Here is a 13,088-nt window from a genome sequence, read left to right on the forward strand (position 1 = left end):
TCAACTCATGTAACGCAGGCCGGGATACTCATTAAGGGTGTAACGGAATCTCGGCCAGGCGGTATCGAGAACGTTCATATAGCCCGCGGTAATTTGCGCCTGCAGCGCCGTCCAGGAGCCCGATTTGATAGCTAGCGTATACGGCATAGAAGCCGGGGCATTCAAATCTGTAGAGACATATTGCCTGTAAGTCAGAGAGGCGTTTGTCAGGCTGGCCAGCGCATCACGAATAGCCGTACTCACCTCTCCGTTTATGTTGCTGATAGCGAACTGCAAATCCTGTGTACCGTCGCTGTTTCTGGCCGGGATGGCGATATCGATAGCTGCGGCTGAAAAGGTTATAACAGAGCCATTTTCGGTCGTCGCTGTAATATCGTCGTAGCCTTGGCAGAAATAATGCACCGTCGAACCGATATTGATTTGCAGCGTTTCAATGATGACTTCCGATCCGCTGCTGGCATAAAGCCGGTTAAGCACCGTCATGCTTTGGCCACTCCCTGTTTAATGCGATATCAAGCAGTGAACTACCTGCTATCCACCCGGGGTAGTTACCCCACGGCGGAGGCAATAGTGGACGCTCCCATAACTCCAGCGTCGCCGAATACCGCCAGTAGATGGGAGCCACCAGCACTGGCCCCTGGTAGATATCCGTAAAACGACATTTGTAGAATTTTATGCCTGCGGGGGTTTGCAACTTCATCATGAACCAGGCCGCACCATCAGAGAGCGCATCGCGGTACCACGATTCAAACGTTAGCCCCTGAACATCGCTCTCCATAAACCAGGATACAGTCGCTTCCGTGGGAGTCGAGGTATACGCCCTGCGTTGTCTCGCCCGGCCTGTGGTGAGTTGAGTTCGTTTCAAAGGGCTGACTGGCTGGAATCCATAGCCTTCTTGTAAAGGCATAGGGAGATAGTCATGCGGATAAAATATTTCAGCCATTACCCTGTTCTCCGTCCAGTGTTATACCCCCCAGTTAATGCCTTGTGCACTTGGCCAACCCCTTTTGCCAGATCGTTAGCAACCTGCTGGTAACCTTGTTTTGCTCCTTCACGAGTAGCCTGCTGTACAAGCAGCACAGTCGCGTCAGAAGGATTTCCATTGATGGTTATTGGAGGAACCGTGACTGTGGGGCGGATGATGGTCGTTTGCTGGCTGTTGCTAACGTTCTGAACGCCAGTCCCAAACCCCGAACGCCCCAATGTGGCATCAAGTGGCTTGCCGTTCCGTAACGCCTCAAGTTGTGACACGCCGATTCGATTTGTAGACTCCTGGTCGAAAACGTACTCCCCTTTATGAACAATACCCGCTGGCTGATACTTTCCGCCTGAGCCAGTATATCCACCAGAAGCAAAGCCGACGGCGGCAGCACTGGAGATGCTGGACGTTATTGTAGCCATGAGGCCTGCAACAGTAGCCATTGCTGCTAAGTTGTATGGGAATGGCTGGCTTGAAAGCGCCTGCGCCATTGCCATTGGCAATTGAACAGCCGCCTGAGCAAGCGCAAAAGCTTTTTGCGTAACAAATGCCGCTTTATACATTACAGATTGCTCGCCGAACATCGCCCCCATCGAATCGGTGATACTGGAGAAAGAATTTTGCGCTGATTGCATCTGTGCGGCATAAACTGCGGTGCTTAGTGCTTGCTGGTTCTGCTGTCCTTGCTGTTGGAGAGCCAGCAATTGCTGCTGCTTCTGCTGCTCATTCAGTAAAGTACTTTGTGTGATCGCCTGCTGCTGCTGGTTCAGCCAGGAAGCATAATCAGTCTGGGCTTGCTTCAGCTTTTCGATAACCTCAAGCTGCGGATCTATTTGCAGCCCTATCATGTTCAATCCCTGCCCTGACAGGTCACTATTGGTTGCTCCAGACGTCAGCGTACCACCGGCCTTGTTCACACCTGATATAACGGAATCAGGCAGCACTGATTTACCAATCAGGTCGCTCGCCTGCTTCCCTGCAGCCTCCGGCGTCAGTTTCTTCAGCTCAACCATCTTCTGAAGAATTTCGAGGCGTTTTTGCAACGTCTCATTTTGGCGCAATTCCTTTGGTGCAATTTGCTCCTGCATTTTCCGGTAGTCATCCAGCGTTTTAACTGAACTCTGCAAAGCCTCCTGCTGCTTATAGGCCTGCAATATTTCGTCAGAACGGGAAAGAATCGACTTCTGGTCGGCGGTTAGTTGCGTTTTAGATTTGAGGTCAGCGATCTGCTGTTCGAACTTAACCCGTGCCTGCGTAGCGCTATTAAGTTTATCGCTGGCATCCAACTGGGACTGCATCGCGGCAGTCTGCTGGTGTATCTGGTCAAGAAGCCGAGTTGCTGCGTCCTCTGCGTAGGCTTTTCCTTGAGGCGTCTTCGCGATCTTTGGTGCTTTTGGATCTTTATACATCTCGTTAATACGAGAAACATTTTTAGCGTACTGGTCTGCCGTGATAGCGCCAGCCTTCAAGAACTCACTCTGCTGCTTAATAGCTTTATTTCGCTTATCAGCATTGCTCAAGTATTGAAGGTTAACTCGATCCGCTTCCTGCTGAGTTTTAATGCGCTTTTGTTCTGCTTTGTCATGATCTGACAAAATATCATTTAGCGTATCTTCCGCTGTAATTTGCGATTGAATAGCATCCCGTTGTTTGAGCATCTCCGGAAGGTTACTAAACCGAGCATTTAACCCGTTCCAAAAACCTCCTTCCGCCTGACCTTTCTGCGCCTCGGCAATGTTTTCATTTAAGGTACTTAACTTGTCTTGTAGGGTCTGCTCGCGCCCAATGTTGAGCATCGCATCCCATGCACCTTTAGCTGCTTTCCCCAACGAGTCCCAGGCGCTTTCAAGAAGGCCTAGATTATGATGAATATCATTTGCACGCTGCTGCATGGTATTGGCGTACGCATCGGTCGCTACGCGTGCCGCCTCTTGCTGATTCCCTTCATCCTGCAAGGCCTTAATCTGGTTGTAGGTTGCCAGAGTTAAAAAATGGTATTGGTCGTTTAGTTTAGTAATGGCCGCAACCGGATCAGCTGCAATATCGTTGAAGTCACTCACAAATTTTTCAGTGGCTATTCCTGTCGCGTCACTGATTTTTATGACTGCAGTTGTTACACGCTCCAGTGAATCGCCTGCGACTTTTCCAGATGAAACTAAATGATTTAACGTTGAAGCGGCTTTCCCGGTGGTTGAATCAGCAACAGCTCCTGCACGAGCAGCCATATCAGCAAGTTGACCGGATGTTTTCCCTACCTGATTACCAGTTAATACGAGGGATTTATAAAATTCGTCCTGCTCTTGAGCGCCTTTATAGTAAGCAAGACCAAGAACACCAACAGCTGCGGCAGTAATCGTAAAAGGGTTAACCAACCCCATAACATAGGTACCAACTCCCTTAATAGCTGGCCCAATACCGCCAAACATATCTTTTAACTGCCCACCCTGCTGCATAAGCACCATAAAAGGGGATTGGCCTGTAGAAAGTCCGACTACGATATCCGTCATCTGAGCGGGAATCATGCGCATTGCAAAAGCTGTCTGGGCAGCAGACTGCCCAGTTTTTTTCAAGTCGTCACAAAAGCCGGTTAATTTGTTACGAGTCTCTTCAATTCGCTTTGAATAAAGCTCAAATGTATCTGTATCTACCATCCCTTTCGATTTGAACTTCGCCAAATCCTGTTGTTGTTTGTCCAACTTATTCAGGGCAGCATTCACCGGGTCAATACGATCGAGAAGTTCAGATAGAGCCTGCTTTTCTTCGTCCGTAGCCTTTGTCACCTTGCCAGCGCTCGAAGCAGCACGGTCTCCAGCCTGAGTCATTTTTACCAGTGCAGTTGCGAGATTATCGGCCTGTTTCTCTGCTCCAGAGCTATCAATAACAATGGCAAGGCGGGAGGTTTGTTCTGTCATTTAGCGATCTCCGGGCAATAAAAAACCCCGCCGGGGCGAGGTTAGATTTTTAATAAACAATTACTGTCGATATATGATAATTGTTGCGATTATTGAAACAGAGACAATGGTAGCCAGAATTAACCTGAGACTTTGCTATCTGAACACTTAACTGTTTTAAGAGATTCAAGCTGCTGAAGACGTGCCTGCGCCTTTTTACGCGCTTCACTTTTGGCCATACCATTACCGATACCGAAATCTCCCAAAGCTCCCAATACGGTACGCCCATCAAACTGACCTGTAGTTTCGATTTCGTTCTGAATACTGTGAGTTTTAGCTATCTCCTGCTTAATTGCTGCGCAATCTAACGCAGCAGACTCTTCGCTCGTAACGGATGGAGCTTGCGGATACTGCTTAGTAGCGCATCCAGAAATAATAAACATCCCAGCTATTACCATCATTAGTTTCTTCATTTTATGCTTCCTATGATTACAATCGGAAACATCCTAACACATGGATATGAGCAGACAATGATATGACTACTTCACTTTTTCTTGTCTTTTCTGCTCTTCGGCCCACTCATCACGCCACGCATCGTCGAGCGCCAGGATTGCGGCGTCAAACTCGGTGCGGTCAATCAGGATCGTGCGCGATGCCAGATATAGCTCAATATCATTCAGGGATAATGGGAGCGGTACTCCGGCCATGCCAGCATATTTCCTGCTGCGCGATATCATGGCATAGGCATTGAGGATCTCCCCTGTTACTGCATCAATTTCTGGCTCAGGAATCGGCGGAAGGTTCAATTGCTCCCGACGCCATTTAGCCTTATCTCCCCTTTCGCCCCCGAACTCCTTTAGCCACGCCTGCGCCTCTAGGGCTTTTTTACGGTTTCCTGAGTCTGCTGCTCCTTACCCTGAGCTATGTTCGCAGCCTCTGCCAGAATCAGCCAATACAACGCGGGGTTCTGCTTCAGTAACGCGACGCCAAGTTCTGGCGTATACGCTACAGCCTTCTCAATACCATCCACCAGCTCACCTACTCCCTCCCAGTCTTTCAAAAGGAAGCGCGCGCAGTTATCGATGAGCAGGTCATCAATTGAGTCAATGTCACCCACGCTGGCGAGATCGAAAGCGTCGGTACCGACCTGATAGCTCGCGTCCATTTTGTCGATATGGCGCCGCACCAGCGCATTACGTGAGCGGTACTGTGGATTCTCGCTGCTGGCCACCAGCAGGCGGAGTTTAAACAGTGCTTCTTCTTCCGGTGTGTATTTCTTTTTACGGCCATCAGGCTTTTTAAAAGGGAAAAACCAACGCTCGCCACTCAGATCAAGTTGAGAAGAAATAATCAGCATACAGACTCCATAAAAAGCCCGAACCGCGATGTTCTGCGGAACGGGTCAGGGAAATTAAGGTGCGGTCACAGTGATTTCAGACGTTGCTGTAAAGGTGCGAGCCTTCCCGGTGATCGTGGCGTTCCCGGCTGCATTGCGGGTCACTTTCGCCGTTTTTTGCCCGGTAGAAACTACGCTGGCAATCGCAGGATCAGATGACGTCCACTGGACGATATCTGTTGAATCAGCAGGCGTAAGCGTGGCGGTTAATGTCACCGTAGAGCCGACAGCGCCATTTGAAGTGGCTGGCGCAACACTGATTGCTGTCGCCGGTACTTTTGGCGCGCGGGTAAGGGATGGCGGCGTATTGGCGGCGGTGATATCGAGCTGAACCTGTACGATGTCAGTATTCCCGGCGTCCGGCCAGTCGCCAGAAATCTGCACTTCAGGGAAGCTGAAGGTATAAGCGCCTTCGGCGTTCTCCAGCGTGAAGGTAAACGGCACCGTTTCGCCGGTGAAGGTTTTTTTATAAATCTCCCAGGCCGCCTTGGACCATGACAGCGTGATCTGGCCTGACGGTGTAAAGGTCGTCGGAATGTTTGCGCCAGCAAATGCTGAGCCGGTACCGATACAACGCTGAGTCTGCATGTTGTTATCAAACTGGATATTAAACGTATCCACACAGAAGCCGGCACCACCCGCCACCCCGTTCAGACTCAGGCCTGTCACTTCCTTAAACGAATAGCGCAGCGCGCCAGCACCATCCACCGGGTTAGTGAAATAGCTGGTATCGTCGGCTTTGGTTTCCCAGTCTAGCCCGGCGAAGGTAATGGTCGCAGTGATGTCGCCATCATTCGGGATTTCAATCTGGAAAGTGGCAACCTGGCAACCGCGGGCAATCTGCGCGATCCCTACATCATCAGCGTATGAAGAAACTGAAAAAGTAATGCGGTTGTTGCCCATCGTCAGCACATTATCGAGCCAATCCGCTCCGAAACAGCTCGCCAGAAAATCATCATGCTGATTCCAGCGAAATTTGGTGCCGACATCACCGCCGACATCAATCGTGCCACGGGAAACGCCCTGCGCCATACGGTCACCGCCGATTTCATCGTTATCGTTGGTGTTCTGCGTTGGCATCAGCCCGAACGACGAACGGCGTAACAGGTTCCAGACACCAGCAGAGGGTGTCTCTCCCGGTGTGGTTTCGCGAATAAACGCGGTTACTACTTTTGCGCCTGAACTCACAGGAGCCTCCTGTTGATTGTGCGCTACAGAGCGCGATAAGGGATTTGAAGATTGAGCTGTGACCAGCCATCGGTTTCACCTGCCGGGATGGCAGATACGGCGAAATAACTCAGCGCTCCGTCGTCCTGAAACTCGAAGAGTTGCGTTAATTTGTCGGCAGCCTGAGTCAGCTGCAGTGTGCCTGAACCAACAGGGACGAAAAGCTGGATGATGAGAACCCCTGTTCGGTGGACAGTCGGCCCCGCTCCAATTTCGTTAGCACCTGCTTGTCCGGGGATGTCAGTAAGACGCGCCCAGATTTTTCGACCGCTGGGATCGAATACAGGACCGTTTGGGTAGTCCACCGCATCTTGGGCAATAGCGGTCTGCGTCGTCATTCGTCTGATGACAACGTTTCTTATTTCTGTGAGGGTCATTTGTAGGCCTGAATCACACCATTAAATGAGACGGCATAGACGCCTGTCGGCGCTTGCGTAGAGTGGCCATTCTCCAGAGGTACGGAGTAAGGGAGGTTTGACTGAATGTAAATCACCGAGTAGGCCGGCGCCTGATTGATGATATTTTTCCCGTTGAGGAATGTCATCGTTCCCCGCGGGTCAGGCTCTGATGGTATTGAATGATCTGGTTCTCCAATACTGACAAAGTGTGACGCCCGGAAAGTTCCTGCGCGATACTCAGCCGGACGCCGGATATCCATGCCATCGTTAACACGGACTTTCTTTCTGAGACGGCCTGTCTTTGTCAGGTTGGCAGGATCGGCATAAAGAGATTCGTTCCATTCACCTACCGCTTTGTTGTACTGCACCGCAGTGGCGTTGATGGCCCACAGTTCCGGGTTACCTACAGGCGATCGCTGAACGATTTCATTCAGCAGCTGAATGGCGATAGTTCTCTGCCGTAACCTCACATCGTCTTCCACCAAGCCGGCGAATGCCGCCGGGTCAATGTTCCAGCCCTTAGCCATATCACGCCCTGCGCAGTTGAATGGAGTACGCAGCGCCAGCAGAGTCGGCAGAAGCGGTGATGACCTCGTAGCGCTGGAGTACGCCAGTAATCGGGTCAGGTGCCGTGATGATGTGCTCAACCGCAGGCTTGTCGGTTACCTCATTAACGAGGGCAGTGAGTTTCACATCACCATGAAGGATGTTAACGCCATCGATGCGGCGGAGTTTATAGCGCGCCAGCACTCCGCGTCCTGAGTAAGTCACCTGCGTTTCAGTGCCGGTTTCCGTAACCGGGTCCCAGTCACTTCGAACGGTGTATGTTCCAGTGAAATCCTTAACAGCATCCTGCAGGTCGGTATTAAATGCCGCGGCAACTTCAGTCTGCAACTCGTCACGAATCCCCATATCACCCCCTTACCAGCCGCACCTGAGACTGACTAACGCCATATGGCTTCAGCATTGCAAGCGCCAGCTGCAGATCAGAACCAAGCAATGCCGAGCTGTTGGTAGCGAGTTCTGCGAAGGTCTTCGAAACGCTGACATCGTCGGCATCCACCGTCTTGCTGAGGAGCACGCCAGAATCAGTTTTCTGCTGATACAGCCCACCATTTGCCGCCGCCAGCGCCGCATAGGCGCCAGCCTGTTTTACATCGTCAGGAATGATGGTTTCTTGAGTTGCCTTATCACACGGCATTTTCAGGTTAAGTCCATTCATCCAGGTATTAGCCATCAGCACAGATTTGGCTTTCTTGCTTTCATCCGCCCAAGTGGCACCGAGAATCGAATTGACATCTTCAACAGTGATGAAACTGATCATGCATCACTCCATTTCTTTCCAGCCGTGCGCCTTCCAGTTCTCAACTTCATCAGGGTGAACGTTGGCGGTATTAGGAGCGCCGGGGAATGCCGGGAAATCGGTAATCATCGCCACCAGCTGCTGTTCCTGCTGTGCAGGAGTATTGGCGTCAACCTGCACGGTCGCAAGTTTTGCTGCAGCACGTTCAGCACGCTGCTCTTTGGTTAATCCGGCCATAAGCCCTCCACTAAAAAAGGGGGCGAAGCCCCCGATAATTAACCCAACAGCAGAACCGAATGCTCAGTTTTCACTGCCGCTACGCCCCAGGACAGACCAACTTCGTAGCGCACCTGACGGTATTGACGGTACAGCGCCACCTGATAAGTGATGCCTGACACCGGGTCAGTAACGTTCATGACGTCATCCGCAGTATCACCGCCCTGCGGCATTGCCGGAGTACGCGCAGCCAGCAGGAACGCGTTACGGTCGAATGCCATGTTTGCGGTATATCCACCTACGGTAGTAATCGCGGAGTTATCCGCCAGCGCCTGACGCAAGCCCGGTGCCGCCAGGGTAATAGTGGTAGCAGTAGCTGCAGCAACGAGGTATTTGTTGCTGTCCCCATCGAACGTCACAATGTCACCTGCTGCGAAAGCGCCTGTACCGGTATCAATCGCGATCAGGATGTCACCCTCAGATTTTGCGCCATTCACCAGATAATCAGCAGCGGCCGATGCTACACGTTTTTTGACGTGGGCAGATTCGTGGATGTTGAATCCCTCAAGACGACCCACGATACCCTCACGCAGCAGCGCATCGGTACCAGATTCGTTCACTTTGAACAGAACTGACTGTTTACCGCGGAGGTTAGCAATCGCAGAGGAACCAAGGACCATCTGCAAATCGGTAGTCGGGGAGCCGTTATCGGACAATACCTGACGGGCATTTGCCGCATCAGACAGATCGCCAGCAATCCCGAATGGAGCAGTACCAGCCGTACCGACAGCGCGGGAGGAAGAGAAATACAAAGCCGCGATATCCGAGTCCATCTCATTTGCCAGTGCACGGAACGCTTGCTTGAACTGATCCGCCAGGATGGTGTTGTATGTCCCTGCGGGCCCCAGCGCTAGTTGTTCTTCACCGTTCCATTTGACCGGGGCCATTTTGGATTTGGTGATTTTGACATCAACGGTACCGATCGTCTGGTCGCCGTCATTTGGCGCAGTGGCCCCCGGGGTAATATCAACAGTGGTTGCCGGTGGCGCAACCGGCGCAGTAACAGTCTGGTCCTTCGCCGCAGCATCAGCTTTCGCATTGCGCGATACAGCTGGGATAAAACCGACCTGTTCGCGAGATACGGTATCCAGAGCCGTGAAGATAGTCGGGATCAACCCGGTAAGCGTATTAGCCATGTGTATGGATTCCTTGGAGATTAAAATATAGGGTTGGTTGAGCTATCCAGCTCCGGCACCAGCTGCCATCCGGCGGCTGGCAAAGAATTAATCGACGATGGTGATACCGTCTTTGAGAGTTGATTGCTGATCTGTCGGGCTCAAACTGGTAAACGCATCGCGTTTCATCGTTTTCTGCCCGAGTGAATGCTGAGACTGGCGAGAGCCGCCGCCCTGGTTGCCGCTGGCCTTCAGAATGTGGTCTTTCTGTGGGTACTGCTCCACCAGAAACTCCAGCGCCTCATCAAAGGCTGCCAGCTCGCCCGGTTTAGAGCGGGAATAAATTTTGTTGCCAGAGCCATCATAGGCAACGACTTTGCCGTCCTCGACTTTGAAGGCCTGACCGAACCGCGCCTGAAGCATATCTGCCGGAATTGCCACTTTATCTGCGATGAATTTCGAGCCAGAGAACCGGCCGCCTATCATTTCCTGATAGAGCTGGCCTTCTAGGGTCGTCGCACGCTGTGTAGCTTCATCAAGCTGCGCCTGGAAGGATTTGGTGATATCCGCTTTAACCTGATCAACGGCGCCTGCATCGATCAGTTTTTTCTGGTCGATTTTAGTCATCATCTCCAGTGCTTCGAGTGCCTTCGCCGGATCACCGATTTTGGCAAACTTAGCCAGACTGGCTTCAGCTGCTTCTTTGGCTTCACGATGAGATTTTGCCTCGCCATTCAGAGAGGAGATTTTCCCAACGGCCTGCACAGCATCAAAACCAACTTCCTGGCCGTCATCGTGGACGTAGACGGGTAAACCGCTGGCATCGACTTCTGCATAGCTTTTGCCGTTAACTTCGACTGTTTTCAGTTTCATGTGGTTACCTTTTCGGGGTCATCCGACCGTTGCACCGCTCACCATCCGGATCACGGCAATAAAAAAAGGCCGCCCGGAGGCAGCCTGATTGAAGACTTAAATAGCTTTAAAGTCTGGCGTTGCTGAACGCCTGAGCATCCAGGTTACGCAGTTGCTCCAGAGTCAGCCATTCGCCCTTGTCGTTGTAGAAATCATCGGGCGACATGCCGCCGTCACGAATCAGCCGGGCCCGGGTTACTCCAACGATCTGGGACTGTCGCGTGAACGACTGGCGCGAGAACCAGCCCTGATAATCGGTATCCGATGACACCTGCCCGTCCATGCTGGCACGTGAGCTATCGGATATTTGCCCTACAGCAATACCGAGCTCATCAGACGATTTCAGGATGTAGGTTTCGACGCTGCGACAGCAGAAATGGATTTTCCCAGGGCCCTGCAGATACGGCATCTTATGGCCGATCGGCTTGTTATCAAGTGTGTACTTGAGGTGGTCGCGAATCCGGCAGTCTTTTGATGTACGGTTATCCAAAGTGGATAACCACTGCTTACCCTTCAAAAGGTCATCGTTCGCATCTGCAAAGGTTTTCCTGCCCGTCGAAGCAAGATGCCCTACAGCCGTTTTTGCGATACTACCAGCATTGGTGCGGCTCATCTGCAGCGCGCCATCCTGATAGCCACGGTTAGCATGACCCCGGACCTTTCTGGCGATTTGCTCATGGGTATCGCCCAGGAGAAAACCCTGCCGCACTGTATTGGATATTCTAGCCATCCTGTCAGCTTCAAGGTTATCTGCCCACTCCGAAAGCAGGCGCCCCTGAAACGGCTGAGCCATCGCCGCGGCGTAAACGGCATCCGGCGAAATGCCCACCAGTGGATGAAGCGATAGAACATCGTCGGGGATCGCAAACTGGAACAGGCTCATCTGAAAACCGGCTTCGTGCTGCGCGAGTTGCTGCAGCTCATCAGATAGTCCCGCGTACATTGACTGCACAGCCTCACGATTGAGAGCTCTGACACTAACAAGCAGCGCTTCCAGTCGCGACACGGTAAAGCTTTCAGCATCCAGGCTATCCATCGCCACCAGTAATCTGGCTGTCAGTTCCGCATCGCTGTCATTCAGGATTTTTATCATCCTGTTTGCAACGCTGGTGCTGTATCGCGCTACCCATATCGCATGGGATATCGATTCATCCTTAAGCTTGTCATTCGCCGTTGCCATTTGCACCACCCGGGTTACTCAGTCCGCCAGCAAGCGTGACCTGCTGATTCCGCAACTCGTCGATTACCTCTTCGGGCTTCGCGTCCGGATCGATAAATTTGAGGGACTGCAAAACGCGAACAGCATCGACCTGACGTATATCACCACCCTGACGGAGCGACTGAACAGCCGTTGCAGCTGCGGCATCAAACGTCTGGGCTGAAACATCCAGTTCGGTGCGTACATCGACATTGCCGCCTTCTTTCTCGCCCAGCCATTCCGCCATAATCTGCAGGATATTATCGATCGCATCCTCAAGCGAGCTTGCCATGGTGTAGAGAGGTGAATTCTCCTGCATCCGCTCTTCGTGAGTCTGGTCTAAGGATTTAGTCGATGTGTTTTCCGCGCGCAGCAATTTTGCGCCGGCCTGACGCATCTGGTTTTCCAGATCCTCAAGGGAAATCTTACCGGCTTCAATCGCAGCCCCGGTATGCTCGACATATTCCAGTCCCTGCCGCTGGCGGTCATCGAAACGAGTCGCAGAGGAAGAACCTATCGTCAATGTTTCGCCATCAGCCAGACCGTAAGCCACCAGCAACGGCACACGAGCGACATGCAAGATGTTGTCCTGTTCACTCTGACTCTGCCAGTGCTTGATATTCAGTAAAGCGAGATTAAGCAGTGGAGGTGAACCGCGCATAAAGCCTGTGCGTTTCGTGTAAAGCGTCACCAGCGGAATATCATCGCGACTGGTTTCCCACTCGTCGTGGATCTGCCACTGGCTTTCGCTGTTATCACCTTTATTTCGGCGATAAATTTCAACCTTGCCCGGCATGATATGGCGTATTTGCTCAACTTTCGTTTGCCCGTAATCATCGCCATCAATAATGATGACCTCTCTGATACGCAGATCGGTGAGCACCACTTTCCCTTTAACCACTTTCGATTTCCAGCCAATGACCTGGCGAGGATTAAGCATCGTGGCATACGGGCGGGATCCCGCGGCTTTTTCGTCGGCTTTAGTTTTTACTTCCTCCGGGTCAATTTTCGGGAAATCCACCAGCGCATGTACCAGACCATACTGGAATCCGATGCTGAAAAATTGCTGTGCCCAGACATCGAGCCGGTTTCCTTCCATATCAATATCTGGCGACAGCTCCCGTATTTGTTCAGGAGAGTCCTCACTCAATACTGTCGGCTCAGCAAACACTCGCCCGATGTTTTGTTTAATGGCCTCTTCATAGGCAGGTAGTAACGTTGCCGAAGCTAAACGCTCCTTATAGCTCTCAGGATCTTCGTTCGGCCATTTCGGGAGATACTTCTTGCCCTGCCGGCGCATTTCCAGCGTGCCGCCCATCAGCGCATCATTAATATCCCATGCCTCAACCATGTCGTTATAGTCGAGGTTGGGCGTTGAAATATCAGGCATGGT

Annotated in this window: 16 protein-coding genes; all 16 read right to left on the bottom strand. The window is 51.8% G+C overall.

Going from position 1 to position 13,088, the window contains the following annotated elements; genetic code table 11:
* Positions 1-483, bottom strand: a complete 483-nt coding sequence (locus EAE_RS21260; RefSeq protein WP_015705684.1) for a DUF1833 family protein — start codon at positions 481-483, stop codon at positions 1-3.
* On the bottom strand, positions 470-943 hold the full coding sequence (locus EAE_RS21265; protein ID WP_015705685.1) for a membrane protein: 474 nt from the start codon (positions 941-943) through the stop codon (positions 470-472). The genes EAE_RS21260 and EAE_RS21265 overlap by 14 nt, the downstream gene beginning before the upstream one ends.
* A complete protein-coding gene (locus tag EAE_RS21270) occupies positions 943-3,891 on the bottom strand; it encodes a phage tail length tape measure family protein (RefSeq protein ID WP_015705686.1) in 2,949 nt (982 codons plus the stop codon). Before EAE_RS21270 ends, EAE_RS21265 begins: the two co-directional genes overlap by 1 nt.
* A 119-nt stretch (positions 3,892-4,010) precedes the next feature.
* Positions 4,011-4,343 (bottom strand): lipoprotein, encoded by a 333-nt coding sequence (locus EAE_RS21275; protein WP_015705687.1) that lies wholly within the window; start codon positions 4,341-4,343, stop codon positions 4,011-4,013.
* A 66-nt stretch (positions 4,344-4,409) separates the two neighbouring features.
* Positions 4,410-4,676: a hypothetical protein gene (locus EAE_RS21280; RefSeq protein ID WP_223848501.1), complete on the bottom strand. Its 267-nt coding sequence runs from the start codon at positions 4,674-4,676 to the stop codon at positions 4,410-4,412.
* A 68-nt stretch (positions 4,677-4,744) separates the two neighbouring features.
* Positions 4,745-5,227 (bottom strand): hypothetical protein, encoded by a 483-nt coding sequence (locus tag EAE_RS21285; protein ID WP_015705689.1) that lies wholly within the window; start codon positions 5,225-5,227, stop codon positions 4,745-4,747.
* A 54-nt stretch (positions 5,228-5,281) separates the two neighbouring features.
* Positions 5,282-6,454 carry a phage tail tube protein gene (locus EAE_RS21290; protein ID WP_015705690.1) on the bottom strand — a complete coding sequence of 391 codons (1,173 nt, stop codon included), beginning with the start codon at positions 6,452-6,454 and terminating at the stop codon, positions 5,282-5,284.
* 23 nt (positions 6,455-6,477) lie between these two features.
* Positions 6,478-6,870, bottom strand: coding sequence for a phage tail terminator-like protein (locus tag EAE_RS21295; protein WP_015705691.1), 393 nt, complete (start codon positions 6,868-6,870; stop codon positions 6,478-6,480).
* Positions 6,867-7,418 (bottom strand): hypothetical protein, encoded by a 552-nt coding sequence (locus EAE_RS21300; protein WP_015705692.1) that lies wholly within the window; start codon positions 7,416-7,418, stop codon positions 6,867-6,869. Before EAE_RS21300 ends, EAE_RS21295 begins: the two co-directional genes overlap by 4 nt.
* Before the next feature lies 1 nt (position 7,419).
* Positions 7,420-7,803, bottom strand: coding sequence for a hypothetical protein (locus EAE_RS21305; protein ID WP_015705693.1), 384 nt, complete (start codon positions 7,801-7,803; stop codon positions 7,420-7,422).
* Position 7,804: 1 nt separating this feature from the next.
* Positions 7,805-8,215, bottom strand: a complete 411-nt coding sequence (locus EAE_RS21310; RefSeq protein ID WP_015705694.1) for a hypothetical protein — start codon at positions 8,213-8,215, stop codon at positions 7,805-7,807.
* A gap of 3 nt (positions 8,216-8,218) precedes the next feature.
* Positions 8,219-8,431 carry a hypothetical protein gene (locus EAE_RS21315; protein ID WP_015705695.1) on the bottom strand — a complete coding sequence of 71 codons (213 nt, stop codon included), beginning with the start codon at positions 8,429-8,431 and terminating at the stop codon, positions 8,219-8,221.
* Positions 8,432-8,469: 38 nt separating this feature from the next.
* Entirely contained in the window at positions 8,470-9,606 is a 1,137-nt protein-coding gene (locus EAE_RS21320; protein ID WP_015705696.1) for a major capsid protein, read from the bottom strand.
* Between the two features lie 87 nt (positions 9,607-9,693).
* On the bottom strand, positions 9,694-10,458 hold the full coding sequence (locus EAE_RS21325) for a DUF6651 domain-containing protein (protein ID WP_015705697.1): 765 nt from the start codon (positions 10,456-10,458) through the stop codon (positions 9,694-9,696).
* A 106-nt stretch (positions 10,459-10,564) separates the two neighbouring features.
* Positions 10,565-11,677, bottom strand: a complete 1,113-nt coding sequence (locus EAE_RS21330; RefSeq protein ID WP_015705698.1) for a phage minor head protein — start codon at positions 11,675-11,677, stop codon at positions 10,565-10,567.
* Positions 11,661-13,085 (bottom strand): DUF4055 domain-containing protein, encoded by a 1,425-nt coding sequence (locus EAE_RS21335; RefSeq protein ID WP_015705699.1) that lies wholly within the window; start codon positions 13,083-13,085, stop codon positions 11,661-11,663. Before EAE_RS21335 ends, EAE_RS21330 begins: the two co-directional genes overlap by 17 nt.
* Positions 13,086-13,088: the final 3 nt, after the last annotated feature.

It is taken from the genome of Klebsiella aerogenes KCTC 2190, from assembly GCF_000215745.1.
Lineage (GTDB): Bacteria > Pseudomonadota > Gammaproteobacteria > Enterobacterales > Enterobacteriaceae > Klebsiella > Klebsiella aerogenes.